The sequence below is a fragment of the Afifella sp. H1R genome (assembly GCF_021462425.1).
In the GTDB taxonomy this organism is placed as follows: domain Bacteria; phylum Pseudomonadota; class Alphaproteobacteria; order Rhizobiales; family Afifellaceae; genus Afifella; species Afifella aestuarii.
This window is the reverse complement of record NZ_JAKEDY010000002.1, coordinates 971831-988480: the sequence shown is the minus strand read 5'-3', so window position 1 is coordinate 988480 and position 16650 is coordinate 971831. Positions and strand designations below refer to the sequence as shown.

At 63.7% G+C, this 16650-nt stretch carries 21 protein-coding genes and 1 pseudogene; 19 read left to right on the top strand and 3 right to left on the bottom strand.

What is annotated here, in order from left to right; genetic code table 11:
• The first annotated feature begins 34 nt into the window (after positions 1–34).
• Positions 35–733 (top strand): rhomboid family intramembrane serine protease, encoded by a 699-nt coding sequence (locus L0F51_RS16155; protein ID WP_234630180.1) that lies wholly within the window; start codon positions 35–37, stop codon positions 731–733.
• A 125-nt stretch (positions 734–858) separates the two neighbouring features.
• Complete coding sequence (locus L0F51_RS16150) at positions 859–1275, top strand: type II toxin-antitoxin system PemK/MazF family toxin (RefSeq protein WP_234630179.1); 417 nt, start codon at positions 859–861, stop codon at positions 1273–1275.
• A 142-nt stretch (positions 1276–1417) separates the two neighbouring features.
• On the opposite strand, the gene L0F51_RS16145 is transcribed toward L0F51_RS16150, so the two are convergent.
• Positions 1418–1630: a hypothetical protein gene (locus tag L0F51_RS16145; RefSeq protein WP_234630178.1), complete on the bottom strand. Its 213-nt coding sequence runs from the start codon at positions 1628–1630 to the stop codon at positions 1418–1420.
• A gap of 274 nt (positions 1631–1904) precedes the next feature.
• Here L0F51_RS16145 and L0F51_RS16140 point away from each other — a divergent pair, with 274 nt between their 5' ends.
• The gene (locus tag L0F51_RS16140; RefSeq protein ID WP_234630177.1) at positions 1905–2231 is read left to right on the top strand and encodes a YnfA family protein; all 327 of its coding nucleotides are present in this window, start codon (positions 1905–1907) and stop codon (positions 2229–2231) included.
• A 40-nt stretch (positions 2232–2271) separates the two neighbouring features.
• On the opposite strand, the gene msrA is transcribed toward L0F51_RS16140, so the two are convergent.
• Positions 2272–2943: a peptide-methionine (S)-S-oxide reductase MsrA gene (msrA, locus tag L0F51_RS16135; RefSeq protein ID WP_234630176.1), complete on the bottom strand. Its 672-nt coding sequence runs from the start codon at positions 2941–2943 to the stop codon at positions 2272–2274.
• Positions 2944–3120: 177 nt separating this feature from the next.
• On the opposite strand from msrA, the gene L0F51_RS16130 reads away from it, so the two are divergent.
• The 10 genes from L0F51_RS16130 to L0F51_RS16085 all read left to right on the top strand — a co-directional run bounded on the left by L0F51_RS16130 (position 3121) and on the right by L0F51_RS16085 (position 11280).
• On the top strand, positions 3121–3870 hold the full coding sequence (locus L0F51_RS16130; RefSeq protein WP_234630175.1) for an electron transfer flavoprotein subunit beta/FixA family protein: 750 nt from the start codon (positions 3121–3123) through the stop codon (positions 3868–3870).
• An 11-nt stretch (positions 3871–3881) separates the two neighbouring features.
• Positions 3882–4826, top strand: coding sequence for an electron transfer flavoprotein subunit alpha/FixB family protein (locus L0F51_RS16125; RefSeq protein ID WP_234630174.1), 945 nt, complete (start codon positions 3882–3884; stop codon positions 4824–4826).
• A 150-nt stretch (positions 4827–4976) separates the two neighbouring features.
• A complete protein-coding gene (locus tag L0F51_RS16120) occupies positions 4977–5858 on the top strand; it encodes a 3-hydroxybutyryl-CoA dehydrogenase (protein ID WP_234630173.1) in 882 nt (293 codons plus the stop codon).
• A 101-nt stretch (positions 5859–5959) separates the two neighbouring features.
• The gene (locus L0F51_RS16115; protein WP_234630172.1) at positions 5960–6829 is read left to right on the top strand and encodes a CoA ester lyase; all 870 of its coding nucleotides are present in this window, start codon (positions 5960–5962) and stop codon (positions 6827–6829) included.
• Positions 6826–7044 (top strand): DUF1737 domain-containing protein, encoded by a 219-nt coding sequence (locus L0F51_RS16110; protein WP_234630171.1) that lies wholly within the window; start codon positions 6826–6828, stop codon positions 7042–7044. The genes L0F51_RS16115 and L0F51_RS16110 overlap by 4 nt, the downstream gene beginning before the upstream one ends.
• A gap of 163 nt (positions 7045–7207) precedes the next feature.
• Positions 7208–7603 (top strand): succinate dehydrogenase, cytochrome b556 subunit, encoded by a 396-nt coding sequence (gene sdhC, locus L0F51_RS16105; RefSeq protein ID WP_234630170.1) that lies wholly within the window; start codon positions 7208–7210, stop codon positions 7601–7603.
• Positions 7604–7615: 12 nt separating this feature from the next.
• Positions 7616–7990: a succinate dehydrogenase, hydrophobic membrane anchor protein gene (gene sdhD, locus L0F51_RS16100; protein WP_234630169.1), complete on the top strand. Its 375-nt coding sequence runs from the start codon at positions 7616–7618 to the stop codon at positions 7988–7990.
• A 1-nt stretch (position 7991) separates the two neighbouring features.
• A complete protein-coding gene (sdhA, locus tag L0F51_RS16095; protein WP_255701454.1) occupies positions 7992–9839 on the top strand; it encodes a succinate dehydrogenase flavoprotein subunit in 1848 nt (615 codons plus the stop codon).
• A gap of 336 nt (positions 9840–10175) precedes the next feature.
• Complete coding sequence (locus L0F51_RS16090; protein WP_234630168.1) at positions 10176–10817, top strand: hypothetical protein; 642 nt, start codon at positions 10176–10178, stop codon at positions 10815–10817.
• 160 nt (positions 10818–10977) lie between these two features.
• The gene (locus tag L0F51_RS16085; protein WP_234630167.1) at positions 10978–11280 is read left to right on the top strand and encodes a hypothetical protein; all 303 of its coding nucleotides are present in this window, start codon (positions 10978–10980) and stop codon (positions 11278–11280) included.
• A gap of 24 nt (positions 11281–11304) precedes the next feature.
• Here the strand turns inward: L0F51_RS16085 and L0F51_RS16080 are convergent, their stop codons facing one another.
• Positions 11305–12090, bottom strand: coding sequence for an SDR family NAD(P)-dependent oxidoreductase (locus tag L0F51_RS16080; protein WP_234630166.1), 786 nt, complete (start codon positions 12088–12090; stop codon positions 11305–11307).
• Between the two features lie 127 nt (positions 12091–12217).
• Between L0F51_RS16080 and L0F51_RS16075 the strand changes: the two genes are divergently transcribed.
• The 6 genes and pseudogenes from L0F51_RS16075 (at position 12218) to L0F51_RS16050 (ending at position 16642) form a co-directional block, all read left to right on the top strand.
• On the top strand, positions 12218–12595 hold the full coding sequence (locus L0F51_RS16075; protein ID WP_234630165.1) for a YkvA family protein: 378 nt from the start codon (positions 12218–12220) through the stop codon (positions 12593–12595).
• A gap of 214 nt (positions 12596–12809) precedes the next feature.
• Positions 12810–13307 carry an invasion associated locus B family protein gene (locus L0F51_RS16070; RefSeq protein WP_234630164.1) on the top strand — a complete coding sequence of 166 codons (498 nt, stop codon included), beginning with the start codon at positions 12810–12812 and terminating at the stop codon, positions 13305–13307.
• 103 nt (positions 13308–13410) lie between these two features.
• Positions 13411–14658: a 23S rRNA (adenine(2503)-C(2))-methyltransferase RlmN gene (gene rlmN, locus L0F51_RS16065; protein WP_234630387.1), complete on the top strand. Its 1248-nt coding sequence runs from the start codon at positions 13411–13413 to the stop codon at positions 14656–14658.
• An 11-nt stretch (positions 14659–14669) separates the two neighbouring features.
• The gene (locus L0F51_RS16060) at positions 14670–15077 is read left to right on the top strand and encodes a hypothetical protein (protein ID WP_234630163.1); all 408 of its coding nucleotides are present in this window, start codon (positions 14670–14672) and stop codon (positions 15075–15077) included.
• 110 nt (positions 15078–15187) lie between these two features.
• Positions 15188–15775 (top strand): annotated as a pseudogene (locus tag L0F51_RS16055) (LemA family protein); the annotation flags it as partial.
• A gap of 126 nt (positions 15776–15901) precedes the next feature.
• Complete coding sequence (locus tag L0F51_RS16050; protein WP_234630161.1) at positions 15902–16642, top strand: YgcG family protein; 741 nt, start codon at positions 15902–15904, stop codon at positions 16640–16642.
• Positions 16643–16650 lie beyond the last annotated feature (8 nt).

Here is a 16650-nt window from a genome sequence, read left to right as displayed (position 1 = left end):
GCGGCGGCCCGGCGGCTCGAACCCCGGTTGAGCGATGTTCCTGCCGCTCCACGACGCCAATCCGCTCGGCTATATCCGCCGGCCCTATGTCAACTGGTCGATCATCGCGATCACGGCGGCATGCTTTGTCCTGACCGGCGGCCTGGATAGCGCGCGCGTGGAGATGGCCGCCCTCTCGCTCGGCCTCATCCCCTCCGTCGTCAACGACATCGCCGAATTGCCGCCGAGCTTCGTGCTGATCCCGGAAGAGCTGAGCTTCATCACCTATGCCTTCCTGCACGGCAACCTCATCCACCTCGGCGGCAACATGCTGTTCTTGTGGATCTTCGGCGACAACATCGAGGATGCGCTCGGCCATCTGCGCTATCTCGCCTTCTATCTCCTCGGCGCGGCGGGGTCGGGCTACATCTACACGCTCGCCAATCCCGCCTCCGAAGCGCCCCTCATCGGCGCCTCGGGCGCGGTCGCGGCCATCGTCGGCGGCTATCTGATCCTGCATCCGAAGGTCAAACTCTGGGTCCTGGCCTTCGGCCGCATTCCGCTGCGCCTTCCCGCATTCATCGTGCTCGGCGCCTGGCTCGTCTTTCAGATCGCCAATCTTGCCATGTCGACGCCGGAATCGAGCAATATCGGCTGGTGGGCGCATATCGGCGGCTTCGCGCTCGGCGCCGCGCTCGTCGTGCCGCTCCGCCGCCGCGGCGTCCCCCTCTTCGACCGCGACCTGCCGCGCTGAGCAGAACCACGGCGCCGGCCATCGGCATCGAGACACAATGCTCAAGTCGAACAATAAGAGACAGACTTTCCGAGAATTATATTGCGGCCATAAAGCCTGCTTTCTTCATCCCAGAATTATGACAAATGATGTTCTTCATGGGCATCCTGCGTCATCCACAAATCGGAACTATTCTCCGCGTCGATCTCAACGAAGGCTTCCGTGTCCCCGAGATGCGGAAGCGACGGCCCGCAATTGTGGTGTCTCCACCTCTTCCTGGCAGAGAGCAATTGTGCACGATCGTGCCTCTGAGCACGACAAGGCCCAAAACCCTGCAGCCATACAATTGTACTCTGGAACTGGATCCACCGCTGCCGTTTCCCTATGCCCAACCAACCATGTGGGTGAAGGCAGACATGATCATGTGCGTTGCTTTTCACCGCCTGAAGCTGCTCGACCGCGGTAAAAACAACGAAGGCGAGCGAGTTTACGATATTCGGGTATTGCCTGCCGAAAAGATGGAAGAAATTCGCGAGTGCATTCGTCGATCACTTGGCATGTGAGATTTGACAAAATGATCGAAGAAGCCCATTTCTTGGGTGGCCCCGGAGAAATCCGGGATTTAAGTCCCGCAAGGGCCGCTGTGACAGGCGATGACAAGCTGGTCACAGTGTCAGCAAAAAGCCCCGTTTCGACGGGGCTTTTTCATGTCCGGCCGACCGACGTGGACCGCACACCGATGGCGTGCAGCTCGTCCATGGTGATCTCGCCCTCGACAAAACCTCCGATCGCTTCGGCATGGTCCGGACTCGGCGACAGCCCCTGACGAGAGTTTGCGGCCGACGCCTCTTCGACGGCGCGCCGGCGGCACTCGATGACTTCGGGCAATCGGTCGGGGCGCTGCCGCTGGACGTTCATGGCTCCCATTCCCCGCCCTCAAAATACAGCACAAGCCGGCTGAAAAGGGAGAGGAGATCCTGCGAATACGGGCGCTTTCGGCTTGTCATTGGCGGAGCGAGCATCGCTGGGGCGGAGCGCGCATCGCTGGCCAAACCGGATCGGACGGCCGTGCAAATAGGGCGTTGGCAGGTTGACACCGGCGCCGTCGATCACGCCCCTCTTATCCGCGTGTTGGGCCTGTCCGCCGCGATCGGCTATGGCACAGCGACAGCCATTCGCAATGGAGCCCTGCTTGCAAACCGCTCTCGCCTATGCCGTCGCGGCGATTGCCGAGATCGCCGGCTGCTTCGCATTCTGGGCCTGGCTCCGGCTCGACCGATCGGTCTGGTGGCTCGCTCCGGGTCTCGTCGCTTTGCTCGTCTTCGCCTCGGCGCTGACCTTCGTTGAGACGAATGCGGCCGGGCGCGCTTTTGCCGCCTATGGCGGCGTCTATATCGCGGCCTCGCTCCTGTGGCTGTGGAGCGTCGAAGGGCTGAGGCCGGACCGCTGGGACGTGACGGGCGCCGCGATCTGCCTTCTCGGCACGGCCGTCATCCTTCTCGGGCCCCGAACGCCCTGAACCCGGCTTTGAGAACCGGTCTGCGCCGCTCAGCTCTCCATCAACTCTGTGGAATGCCGCGGTGATAGTCGGCGCCCCACAATTGCTTCAGCCGCTGGTCGCGGCCGCAGCCTTCGCGGTAGCCCTTATAGGCATAGGCCTTGGTGACGTAGCCGAAGCGCGACAGGATGCGCTCGTCGCTCTTGTAATAGTTCTGGTGATAGGCCTCGGCCGGCCAGAACTCTCCGGCCTTCTCGATCTCCGTGACGATTTTCTGGCCGAGCTCTTTTTCGGTCACCGCCTTGGAGGCCTTGGCCGCGGCAAGCTGCTTGTCGTCGAGCGCGAAAATCGCCGTCGTGTAGCTGTCGCCGCGGTCGCAGAACTGTCCGCCCGCATCCGTCGGGTCGACGGAATGCCAGAAGACGTCGAGAAGCTTTTCATAGCTGACGACATTCGGATCGTAGGTGATCTCCACCGCCTCTTTATGCCCCGTGCCCCCGGCCGAGACCTGGCGATAGGTCGGATTGCGCAATGTCCCGCCGGTGAAGCCGGAAATCGTCTCCTTCACCCCCGGCACCTTGTCGAAATCGGCCTCCACGCACCAGAAACAGCCGCCGGCGAAGATGGCGGTGTCTTGGCCCCCTTTTGCTTGGCCCGCCTTCTCCTGCGCCCCGGCGGCGGTTGCGAGGGTGAACATGGCGAAAGCTGCGGCGACAGCAAAAATGGCTTTCATGACGAAACCTCACGAGCGTCCTCACGCCGATATGGTGCAGCCCACTGCCTGCGACGAGGCGCCTCACGCGGCTTTGACGCACGAAAGGCCGCTGACGTTAACGGAAACTTTGGGGTGCGCTCTCTTGCCACCGTCGGTGAGCGACGCTAACCGGGGGCAAACAACGGAGGTTGCCTGATGAAAGTTCTCGTCCCGGTTAAGCGGGTGCTCGATTACAACGTGAAGGCGCGCGTCAAGGCCGATGGCTCCGGTGTCGACCTCGCCAATGTGAAGATGTCGATGAACCCCTTCGACGAGATCGCGGTCGAAGAAGCCATTCGCCTCAAGGAGGCGGGCAGCGCGGAGGAGATCGTCATCGTCTCCGTCGGTCCCTCGCAGGCGCAGGAGACGATCCGCACGGCGCTCGCCATGGGGGCCGATCGCGGCATCCTCGTCCAGGCTGAAGGCACGGTGGAGCCGCTCGCCGTCGCCAAGATCCTGAAGGCCATCGTCGAGGCCGAGGCGCCCGGCCTCGTCATCATGGGCAAGCAGGCGATCGACGACGATTGCAATCAGACGGGCCAGATGCTTTCGGCCCTTCTCGGCTGGTCGCAGGGCACCTTCCTGAAAGAGCTTCAGATCAAGGGCGAGGAAGCGGAAGTCACCCGCGAGATCGACGGCGGTCTTGAGACCCTCTCGATCACTCTGCCGGCGGTGGTGACGGCCGATCTGCGCCTCAACCAGCCGCGCTACGCCTCGCTTCCCAACATCATGAAGGCGAAGAAGAAGCCGATCGAGACGAAGACGGCCGACGATTACGGCGTCGACCTCTCTCCGCGTCTCGAAGTCGTCGAGACACGCGAGCCGGCGAAGCGCCAGGCCGGTGTCATGGTGGGTTCCCCAGCCGAACTCGTCGAAAAGCTCAAGAACGAAGCGGGCGTACTCTGAGGGATCGCGAAATGACCATTCTACTCGTCGCAGAACACGACAATCAGAGCCTCAACGAGGCGACCGCCAAAGCACTCACCGCCGCCAGGGAGATGGGCGGCGACGTTCACATTCTCGTGGCCGGCAAGGATGCGCGCCCGGCGGCCGAAGAGGCGGCGAAGCTTGCGGGCGTCGCCAAGGTGCTTCTCGCCGAAGACGAGACGCTCGCCCATCATCTCGCCGAGCCGATGGCGGATCTGATCAAGGGCCTTGCCGGCGATTACGACGCCGTCCTCGCGCCGGCCACCACCAGCGGCAAGAACGTCATGCCGCGCGTCGCCGCCCTTCTCGACGTGATGCAGGTTTCCGACATCATCGAGGTCGTGGCGCCCGACACCTTCAAGCGCCCGATCTATGCCGGCAACGCCATCCAGACGGTGAAGGCGAAAGACGCCAGGAAAGTCGTCACGGTGCGCACCTCCGCCTTCCAGGCGGCCGAAGCGGGCGGCGAAGCGCCGATCGAGACGGTGTCGGCCCCGGCCGATCCTGGGAAATCGCGCTATGTCAGCGCGAAAATCCAGGAAAGCGAACGCCCGGAACTCGCCGCCGCCAAGATCATCGTCTCCGGCGGACGGGCTCTCGGCTCCAAGGAAAAGTTCGACGAGGTCATGCTCCCCTTCGCCGACAAGCTCGGCGCGGCAGTCGGCGCAAGCCGGGCCGCGGTCGATGCGGGCTACGCCCCCAACGACTGGCAGGTCGGCCAGACCGGCAAGATCGTGGCTCCGGATCTCTACATCGCCTGCGGCATCTCGGGTGCCATCCAGCACCTTGCCGGCATGAAGGATTCCAAAGTCATCGTGGCGATCAACAAGGACGAGGAGGCGCCGATCTTCCAGGTCGCCGATTACGGTCTCGTCGCAGATCTGTTCACGGCCCTGCCGGAACTCACCGCCGAACTCGACAAGGCCGGCGCGTGATCTAGATCGTGGCTCCGTAACCTTCAGTGACGGGCCCTTCCCCTGCGTCGAGAAGGGCCCGTTTCAACGCGGAAAATGTTGCGACGCACACTTCCCCTTTCCCGAAGCTTGTTCAATATTCAGCGCAAGCGCCAGCAACAGAGATGATCCATGGCGGATGAGATCAAAACGGTCGCCATAGTCGGTGCAGGCCAGATGGGCGCAGGCATTGCCCATGTCTGCGCTTTGGCCGGTTACGATGTGATTCTGCACGACATTTCGCCGGATCGGCTGCAGGGGGGGCTTGCCACCCTGGAAGGCACGCTCGCCCGCCAACGCGCCTCCGGCCGCATCAGCGAAGAAGAGCGTCAGGCGGCGCTCGCCCGCGTGCGCCCCGCCAAGGGCGTCGAAGGATTGGCCCCGGCCGATCTTCTCATCGAGGCGGCGACGGAAGACGAGGCGGTGAAGCGCAAGGTCTTCGCCGAGGTCTGTCCGATCCTCGATCCCGAGGCGATGATCGCCACCAACACCTCGTCGATTTCGATCACCCGGCTCGCTGCCGCCACCGACCGCGCCGAACGCTTCATCGGCATGCATTTCATGAATCCGGTGCCCGTGATGGAGCTCGCAGAGCTCGTGCGCGGCATCGCGACGGAAGATTCCACCTTCGAAGAGGCGAAGCGCTTCGTCACCTCGCTCGGCAAGAAGATCGCGGTGGCGGAAGATTTTCCCGCCTTCATGGTCAACCGCATCCTGATGCCGATGATCAACGAGGCGATCTACACGCTCTATGAAGGCGTCGGCAATGTGGAGGCGATCGACACGGCGATGCGGCTCGGCGCGCACCATCCGATGGGCCCCTTGCAGCTTGCCGATTTCATCGGTCTCGATACCTGCCTGTCGATCATGCAGATGCTCTACGAGGGCCTCGCCGATTCCAAGTACCGCCCCTGCCCGCTTCTGGTGAAATATGTCGAGGCCGGCTGGCTCGGCCGCAAGGCGGGCCGCGGCTTCTACGATTACCGCAGCGACGAGCCGGTGCCGACCCGCTGAGGCCCGCCATCGCGCGCGCGCCTCGGGACTGATCGCGGGCCGCACCCGCCGGCCGGACTGCTGCCCTTCATCCAACCGGACAAAATTCTCGGAGACGACCCATGCCGCCTGTCTTCCGCTCGCTCATCTACGTTCCGGCCGACAAGCCCCGGGCGCTCGCCAAGGCACGCGGCCTTGCCGCCGACGCCATCATCGTCGATCTCGAAGACGCCGTTGCCCCCGACAGCAAGGAAGACGCCCGCGAGGCCCTGCGCGAGGCGCTCGCCGAGCCTTTTTCCGCGCCCGTCATCGTGCGCATCAACGGTCTTGCGAGCGAATGGGCGACGGAGGATCTTCTCGCCGCGCTTGCCGCGCGCCCTGACGGTCTCCTCATCCCGAAAGTCGAAAGCGCGGCCGACCTGGAGCGTGTCGGCGACGCCCTCGATCAGGCCGATGCGCTCGACCGCATCTCGCTCTGGGCGATGATCGAGACGCCGAAGGCGCTCCTCAACCTCCCCGACATCGCCGCCTCGTCCGAAAAACTGCCGCTCAAAGGCGTCGTCCTCGGCCTCAACGATCTCGCCAAGGAGACGGGTGTGCGCCCCGCAGAGGACCGCGGCGCCTTCCTGCCCTGGATGATGAGCGTCATCGCCGCCGCCCGCGCCTATGGGCTCGTCGCCATCGACGGCGTCCTGAACGATTTCGGCGACGACGCCCGCCTTGAAGCGGAATGCGAACAGGCGCGCGCCCTCGGCTTCGACGGCAAGAGCCTCATCCATCCCCGCCAGATCGACACGGCGAACCGCATCTTTGCCCCGAGCGCCGAAGAGATCGCCGAAGCCGAGACGATCGTCGCAGCCTTCGCCCGCCCGGAACATGCCGGCAAGGGCGCCATCGGCCTCGAAGGGCGCATGGTCGAAAGGCTGCATTTACATGTCGCGGAAAGCCTGCTTGCCAGAGCGCGTGCAATCGCCGACAGAGATCCAGCATGAAGCTCTACCGTCTTCTCACCGGCCCCGACGACGCCGCCTTCTGCAAGCGCGTCTCCGCCGCCCTCAACGCCGGCTGGCAATTGCACGGCTCGCCCGCCCTCACCTTCGACACGGAGGCGAAGCGCACGATCTGCGCCCAGGCGATCGTCAAGGAGGCCGACGGCGACTGGCAGGCCGAAAGTGCAGCTGAGAATTTTCGCTTGAGCGACTATTGATGAACGGCCGCGCAAAGAGCACAGCATGTCTTGGCGCGGCGGAGTTTGCTTTCCCGCGCCGGTGCAAAGCCATTCGTCGCATGCATGGCATGCATGAGCATTATCCGACCGACGCGTTTGCAACGCAGGATCGGCACGTTATGAAGGGGCCAAGGAGCGTTCGATGAAAGATTTGACTGAACGACAGCGACCGCTGTCGCCCTTCACGCAGATCTACCGCTGGCCGATCACCATGGTCACCTCGATCTTGCACCGCATCACCGGCATCGGCCTTTATATCGGCTCGCTTTTCTTCATTGGCTGGATCGTCGCCCTCGCTTTGGGGCCGGAAGCCTATGGCTGGGCGACCTGGTTTTTCGGCTCGCCTTTCGGCTGGCTCGTCCTCTTCGGCTACACCTGGGTGCTCATGCAGCATCTGATGGGCGCCATCCGCCATTTCATCTGGGACACGGGCGCGGGCTACGACAAGCCGGTGACGCAGAAGCTCGCCTGGGCTTCGCTCGCCGGCTCCGTCGGCCTCACCGCGCTCTTGTGGATCGTCATCCTCCTCGCCCTCTAGAAAGGCCCCGTCATGCGCACACCGCTTGCAAAAGCCCGCGGCCGCGGCTCCGCCAAGGAGGGCACCGGCCATTTCATCCAGCAGCGGATCACGTCCTTCGCCAACATCCCGCTGGTTCTCGCCTTCCTCTTGATCCTCGCCTCGCTCATCGGGGCGGATTACCAGACGGCCCATGACCGCGTCGCCAACCCCTTCATCGCGGCGATCCTCATCGGCCTCACCTTCAATCTTTCCCTGCACATGCGCATCGGCATGGAATCGGTGATCGAGGATTACATCCACCACGAAGGTCTGAAGGTGCTGAGCTATCTCGCCAACACCCTCTTCACCTACGGGATGGCCATCCTCGGCATCCTTTCCATCCTGATCATCGCCCTTGGAGGCTGACTTGGCGACCAACGGCCAGAACGGACAATCGAACGGCGCGACAGGCGCCCCCAAACAGAACGGCAAAGCCTATCCGATCATCGACCATGCCTTCGACGTGGTCGTCATCGGCGCGGGCGGCGCGGGTCTCCGAGCCGCGCTCGGCGCCTCGCAGGCCGGCCTCAAGACCGCCTGCATCAGCAAGGTCTTCCCGACCCGCTCCCACACGGTGGCCGCCCAGGGCGGCATCTCGGCGGCCCTCGGCAATATGGGCGAGGACGACTGGCGCTGGCACATGTACGACACCGTCAAGGGGTCGGACTGGCTCGGCGACCAGGACGCCATCGAATATCTCTGCCGCAACGCGCCGAAAGCCGTCTACGAGCTCGAACATTGGGGCGTGCCCTTCTCGCGCACCGAAGAGGGCAAGATCTATCAGCGTCCCTTCGGCGGCATGACCACCCGCTTCGGCGAAGGCACCGCGCAGCGCACCTGCGCCGCCGCCGACCGCACCGGCCACGCCATGCTGCACACCATGTACGGCCAGGCGCTGAAGCATTCGGCGGAATTCTACATCGAATATTTCGCCATCGACCTGATCATGGACGAGGGCCAGTGCCGCGGCGTCATCGCGCTCTGCCTGGAAGACGGCTCCATTCACCGCTTCCGCGCCCATAAGACGATTCTGGCGACCGGCGGTTACGGCCGCGCCTATTTCTCCTGCACCTCGGCGCATATCTGCACCGGCGACGGCAACGGCATGGTGCTGCGCGCCGGCCTGCCGCTGCAGGACATGGAATTCGTGCAGTTCCACCCGACCGGCATCTATGGCGCCGGCTGCCTCATCACCGAGGGCTCACGCGGCGAGGGCGGCTATCTGACGAACTCCGAAGGCGAGCGCTTCATGGAGCGGTATGCGCCGTCCGCGAAGGATCTCGCCTCCCGCGACGTCGTCTCGCGCGCCATGACCATCGAAATCCGCGAAGGCCGCGGCGTCGGCAAGGAAAAGGACCATATCGAGCTGCATCTCGAGCATCTCGATCCGGCCGTCCTGCACGAGCGCCTGCCGGGCATCTCGGAGACCGCAAAGATCTTCGCCGGCGTCGACGTCACCAAGGAGCCGATCCCGGTCCTGCCGACCGTCCATTACAATATGGGCGGCGTGCCGACGAACTATCACGGTGAAGTGCTGACCAAGGTCGGCGGCGATCCCGATGCCGTCGTGCCGGGCCTGATGGCCGTCGGCGAGGCCGCCTGCGTCTCCGTCCACGGCGCCAACCGCCTCGGCTCCAACTCGCTCATCGACCTCGTCGTCTTCGGCCGTGCCGTCGGCGATCGCTGCGCCGAAACGGTGAGCCCCGGCGAGCGCCATCCGGATCTTCCGGCGGGCTCCGACGATTTCGCCCTCTCCCGCCTCGACCGCGCCCGCTACGCCAAGGGCGGCACGCCGACAGCCGCGCTGCGCGACCGCATGCAGAAGGTGATGCAGTCGAACTGCGCCGTCTTCCGCGACGGCCCGGTGCTCGAGGAAGGCCGCAAGCTGATCGACGACGTCTGGCGCGGCGCCGAAGACATCGGCGTCACCGACCGCTCCCTCATCTGGAACAGCGATCTCGTCGAGACGCTGGAATTCCAGAACCTCATCACCCAGGCGGTGGTGACGATGGAAGCGGCCGCCAACCGGCACGAAAGCCGCGGCGCCCATGCGCGCGAGGATTTCCCGGATCGCGACGACCAGAACTGGATGAAGCACAGCCTCGCCTTCATCGACGAAGCCGCCCACACGGTGCGCCTCGAAGACCGGCCGGTGCACACCTACACGATGTCGAACGACGTGCCCTATATCGAGCCGAAGAAGCGCGTCTACTGACGCCGGCCGACATCAGAGTTCGCGAAAGGGGCGCTCCGGCGCCCCTTTTTTGTGGCCAGTTTCCAAACTGAGGTGGACCGTCAGGAATGCGATCGCACGCCGGCGTGCATATTCGCAGCAGCACACCTTTTTGAGCGCAACAAAAAAGCCCCGCCGAAGCCGGGCTTTTTATCTGAGACCTTGGCAGACTTGAAGTCGTCCTCGCCAAGGCCTGCCACCTTTCGGTGGTCTTGCAATCCGCGAAGCGGCAGCATTCTTCGTATACTAGACTAGAGACATGCGCTTTTTCCTCTATCCTCCCCGTCATGACCACTGTCGTTCGGAAAGGGGTTCCATATGCCGTGGGCGGAAATGGCAACGGAAGCTTGGGTCGAAACTGTCTCGGCCGAGATCGTTCAGTTGAAGGATCCTGTCGGTCTCAGCTTGGCTCGCTTCGAGCTGCTGCCTCGTGAATTCGAGGGCCGTGGTGCGATCCACTACGGCACGCTTCGGATCAATGGCGATTTCGTCCCGCCGAGCCAGATCACGGCCATCTTCGGCGACCTCGAAGTGAGCGGACGTATTTCCACCCAAGGCGTGGATGGGGCCGATGGCAACACAACCCTTCTCGTCCTGGGCAGCGTTGAGTCATCCACGCTGGTCAACGACTGGTCGAGCCTCATCCTGGTTTCTGAAGATGTCGTCGTCAGGGAATGGGCTCTCATGGATCAGGAAGACTCGTCGTTCGTTGCAGGCGCAAATTTTGTTACGCCCCTTTTCTTGGGTTACGACATATGGGCGACGGTCGGTGGCGCTGCTTCCATGGAGGCTGGAATTGGATATGCAGTCAAAATAGATATGAACGGACGAGAGAATTTTGATCACGTGTTTCGTCCGAATTTGAGCAAAGACGAGACCGAACGAATGCTGCGAATAAGCGACTCTCAACAGCTTTTCGAGCGTTTCTATAACACGGGGACTATCCTTCCATCCGACTAACAATGAGTTCATCAAGCCCGAGGAGTGCGCCAACTACCTCCACAACGCCGGATATGCTTCCATCAAAGGGTGAAACGCTCTAGTCTACGTCTGAACCGTCATCTGCCTAACGCGCGACGTAACTGAATGCGTCGCGCGCGGTCAGCGCGAGTTTCCGATCATGCGGCATGAGTTCAAAAAGAGCGACGTGCACGATCTCGTCCAGGATATCCTCACAAGCGAAGTCGCCGATCTCAGGGTCGCCCAAATCAATGTGCGGGCGGCGAGCAGTTGCGACGGCGACGACCTGATTCGCATCGATGTGATCTTCGACGGACATGCCGAGGACGTCGACGCACGTGAGCTGGCAGGCCTCACACGCCACATCCTGCCCAGGCTGCGCGCGCTCGGCGAAACAGGCTTTCCGCTGTTTTCGTTCATCGCGCTCAACGAGGCGAAGGGTTTGATGGGCGACGCCGCGTGATTCATTTGACCGCCACCCGCCCCCTCACCGAGGCGCGAGGCGGATCGCTCCATCGAGGCGGATCGATTCGCCGTTCATATAATCGTTCTCGCAGATGAACTTCACGACATGCGCGTATTCGTGCGCCTGGCCGAGACGTTTTGGAAACGGCACGCCGGCGGCGAGGCTCTCGCGCACTTTCTCGGGCATGCCGGAGACCATCGGCGTCTCGAACACGCCGGGCTGAATGGCGCAGACGCGAATGCCGTATTCGGTGAGGTCGCGCGCGACCGGCAGCGTCATGCCGAGAACGCCGCCCTTGGAGGCGGCATAGGCCGCCTGGCCGATCTGCCCGTCCGTCGCCGCCACCGAAGAGGTCATGACGATGACGCCCCGGCAGCCGTCCGCCGTGATCGGCTGCAACTGCGACATCTCCGGAACCGACTGCGCGATCATCTGATAGGTGCCGATGAGGTTGACCTCCACCACCTTGCGGAACGAGGCCATGTCGTGCGCCTTGAGCTCGCCCGTCTTGCGGTCGGTGCCGAGCGTCTTGCGCCCGAGCGCGATGCCCGCGCAATTCACCAGGATGCGCTCCACGCCATGCGCCGCGCGCGCTTTTTCGACCCCGGCTTCAACGCTCGCGGCATCGGTCACGTCGACCGGCACGAAGGTGCCGCCGATGTCGCCGGCCGTCACCTGGCCCTTCTCCTCGTTCATGTCGAAGATCGTCACCCGCACGCCCTGATGGGCGAGCATGCGCGCCGTCGCCTCGCCGAGACCTGAAGCCCCGCCGGTCACGATCGCTGCGATATCGGAATTGAGCTGCATTCTGTCCTCCCCTTGAAAGCCCGCCAGGCGGGCCCTGACCCTCGCTCTGCTCCCTCTTAGCCAAGCCCCGCGTCTTGCGAAAGGACCACTCGCGCCCCAATTGAACACCATCAGATGGGAGCGCCAGATGCCACGTACGGTACCTGATATCGAGATTCTCGGCCCGGAGGATGCGGCCGACAAGGAAGCGGAAATCAAGCGCCGGTTCTGGCCGACGGTCAGGAAGGCGTTGCGCACGATTCCCTTCATGCATGAAGTGGTGTCCGCCTATTACGCCATGCTCGATCCGCGCACGCCGACACGCGCCAAGCTGACGGTGGTGGCAGCCCTCGCGTATTTCGTTTCCCCCTTCGACCTCGTGCCGGATTTCATCGTCGGCCTCGGTTTTCTCGATGACGCCTCGGTTCTGGCGGCAGCGCTGGCCGCCGTCTCCTCCTCCATTCGCGAGGAGCATCGCACCGCCGCCGCGACGGCCCTTGAGGAAGAAGTGGGCGCCGGAGCCTGAGGAAACGCCCCCTTCGTCAAATTCTGGCCGTTTTTTCCCAAACAACCATGTCCGCGCATCGAGCCGATCAAACGGATGTCGGCAGGCTTCGCCTGTGGCCCATGCTCGGTTCATGATTTAGTAACCACGATGACGCATCTCTAGAGCGACCATCACGACCGACGCCTCGCCGATGCGGCGCGGCTTCGTAGAAACCACCGATTGCGGGACAGGCATGCTAAGGACATTTCTGACGAGCCTCTTTTTGATCGTCGCGACCGCAGCCTTCGCTCAGACGCCGAATTCGCTGGGTCAGTTCAACGATTGGACGGCCTGGAGCTATCCGGGCGACAAGGGCACCGTCTGCTTCATCCACTCCACTCCGAAGAAGGAGATGCCGACGAATCTCAATCACGGCAAAGTCGCCTTCTTCGTGCGCTCCAGCCCGGCTGAAAACATCGGCCATGAGGCGAACTTCGTCGTCGGCTACGCCTTTGAGGACAAGTCGACGGTGACCGTCGACATCGACGGCAAGAAGTTCACGATGTTCACCAAGGGCGACAGCGCCTGGCTTCTGAACGAGGCCGAGGAGCCGCAGCTCTATGCGGCGATGAAGAGCGGGCGCCAGATGGTCGTCACCGGCACATCGCGCCGCGGCAACGAGACGAGCTATCAATTCTCCCTTTCCGGGGTGACGGCGGCGAGCAACAAGGTCGCCTCCGAATGTAAATAACGGCCAAAAGCCGAGATTTTCGAAACGGACCGTCCTGCGGGCGGTCCGTTTTCGTTTGCATGAGCCTGTGCTAAGACCCACCTTCGACACCGCCATGAACGATATGAGCCTTGCCACACCCGCGGCTGCGCCGCGCTTCGACGCGTCCGCACAGCCGCTTTCCACGGATGCTTCCGCCGTCCGCCGTTCCCTCGTCGGCCTGAGCCGCGAGGAGCTCGCCGACGCGCTCGGCGAAATCGGCGTGCCGGAACGCCAGCGCCGTATGCGCGTCAACCAGCTCTGGCACTGGCTCTATCTGCGCGGCGCCACCTCCTTCGATGCCATGACCAATATGGGCAAGGAGCTGCGCGCCGCACTCGACGACAAATTCGCCATTGCGCGCCCGGAAATCGTCTCCGAGCAGATTTCCGTCGACGGCACGCGCAAATGGCTGATGCGCTTTCCGGCGCAGGGCGCCGATCGTCCCGGCCCGACGGCGGGCCGCCCGGTCGATGTGGAAACCGTCTATATCCCGGAAGAAGGCCGTGGCACGCTCTGCGTCTCGAGCCAGGTCGGCTGCACCTTGAACTGCACCTTCTGCCACACCGGCACGCAGAAGCTCGTGCGCAACCTGACCCCCGGCGAAATCGTCTCGCAGATCCTGGTGGCGCGCGAGCGCATCGGCGATTTTCCCGATCTTGCGACGCCGCAAGGCGCGATCGTGCCGACGGAAGGCCGCCTCGTCTCCAACATCGTCATGATGGGCATGGGCGAGCCGCTCTACAATTTCGAGAATGTCCGCGACGCGCTTCTGATCGCCTCCGACGGCGAGGGCCTGTCTCTGTCGAAGCGGCGCATCACCCTGTCGACCTCGGGCGTCGTTCCGGGTATTTTCCGCACCGGCGAGGAAATCGGCTGCATGCTGGCGATTTCGCTCCATGCCGTGCGCGACGATCTTCGCGACGAGATCGTGCCGATCAACCGCAAATGGCCGATCGCCGAGCTTCTCGATGCCTGCCGCGCCTATCCGGGCCTGTCGAACGCCCGCCGCATCACCTTCGAATATGTGATGCTCGAGGGCATCAACGATTCGCTCGCCGAGGCGAAGGAGCTCGTGCGCCTCCTCAAAGGCATCCCGGCGAAAATCAATCTCATCCCGTTCAATCCCTGGCCCGGCAGCCCCTATCAATGCTCCGACTGGGACCAGATCGAGCGCTTCGCCGAGGTGGTGAACCGCGCCGGCTACGCCTCGCCGATCCGCACGCCGCGCGGGCGTGACATCTTCGCCGCCTGCGGCCAGCTGAAGAGCGCCAGCGAACGTCTGAAGAAGCGCGAGCGCGAAGCGGCGCCGGCGCTCGCAGCGGAAGGCTGAGCGCCACCGGCATGGCCCGGGTCTGGCGGATCATCCTCCTCATACCGCTCGCTTTCATCGCCGCCTGCTGGGCGGCGGCGGCGGTCCTCTATTTCTCCGTCCCGCCGGAGCTTCATCCGGGTGAAGCGCTTCAGGATTACGCCTTCAAGGCAGCGCTCATTTCCTTCTTCGCCGCCTTCGTCGTCGGCGCCGTCGCCGGCATCCCGGCGTTCCTGATGATCCTGTTTGCGGAAAGCTTCGGCTGGCGCTCGCTCATCCTGCATCTCGTCTTCGGCGCGGTGGTCGGTTCGGCCGCGACCATCCTCGGCATTGCCGGGCCGCCGGCGTCGGAGTTCTCCGACATCGCGATCTTCGCCGCCGCGGGCACGGTCGGAGCCTTCGTCTATTGGCTTCTCGCGGGGCGCCACGCCGGGGGCTAGGCCGGGCCGATCCGCGGCAAATCCTCGCTTTTCGGCCAGATTGCCCGCGATTATCGCTTGCGCCTCGGGCACACGGCACTACCTTTCGCCCGCATTCACCGGAGGTTTTCATGCGCCCGCTCACCGGCCTTCGCGTCGCTCTCATCGGCTTCGTGGCCATCTTTCTCGCCTCTTGCGGCGTCAACACCATTCCGACCTACGAAGAACAGGCGAAGGCCGCCTGGAGCCAGGTCGAGAACCAGTATCAGCGCCGTGCCGATCTCGTCCCGAACCTCGTGGAGACCGTGAAGGGCTTTGCCCGTCAGGAAAAAGACGTCCTGACCTCCGTCGTGGAGGCCCGCTCCAAGGCGACGCAGACCAATCTCAACGTCGATCCGACGGATCCGGAAGCCATGCGCCGCTACCAGGAAGCGCAGGGTGAGCTCGGCGCCGCCCTCGGCCGGCTTCTCGCCATCACCGAGAATTATCCCGATCTCAAATCCAACCAGAATTTTCTGGCGCTGCAATCGCAGCTCGAAGGCACGGAAAACCGCATCGCGGTGGCGCGTCGCGACTACATCGAGGCCGTCCGCAAATACAACACCGAGCTCAAGACGTTTCCGGGCCGGCTCTGGGCGATGACGCTTTATTCCGGCTATGAGCCGATGGCGAATTTCGAGACCGCACCTGAAAACGCCAACGCCCCGCAGGTCGATTTCGGCGGCGGCAATGCGCCGGGCGTGACGTTCGACGCTCCGGCGAACGGCAACGCCCCGGCCAACGAGAATCAGCCGGCCAACGAACCCGCCACCGGCACCGGCAACTGATCTGAGACGAGAGACGTTTTGCGCGCCCTTTTTGCTGCTGTTCTGATCCTCGTCGCGCCGGCCTTCATCGCGCCGGCCGCCGCCCAGGATTTTCCGAAACTCACCGGCCGCGTCGTCGATGCGGCCGATCTCCTCTCGCCCACCGAAGAGGCGGAGCTCGTCGCCCTCTCCGACGATCTGGAAAAGAAGACCTCCGACCAGCTCGTCATTGCGACTGTCCCCTCGCTCGGCGGCCGCTCCATCGAAGAATACGGTGTCGATCTCGGCCGCGCCTGGCAGATCGGGCAGAAGGACAAGGACAACGGCGTCCTTCTCCTCGTCGCGCCCAACGAGCGTCAGGTGAGGATCGAGGTCGGCTACGGCCTCGAGCCCACCCTCACCGACGCGATCTCCAAACTCATCATCGAAGGCTCGATCATCCCCCGCTTCAAGGCGGGCGATTTTCCCGGCGGCATCACCCGCGGCGTCGAAGACATCGTCGCCGTCCTCGGCGGCGACCGCGAGGCCTGGGTCAAGCGCGCCAAGGAACGCGTGCCGGAGGGCGACATCGGCCCCACCATCTTCACGATGATCTTCCTGGCCGTCTTCTTCATCATCATGTTCTCCGGCCTCTTCGGCCCGCGCGGAAAGGGCCGGCGCCGCACCGGCGGCTTTGTCGGGGGCCTCAACAATTACGGCGGCGGCTTCGGTGGCGGCGGCGGCGGATTTTCCGGCGGCGGCGGCTCTTTCGGCGGCGGCGGCTCGTCGGGCAGCTGGTAGGAGACGGA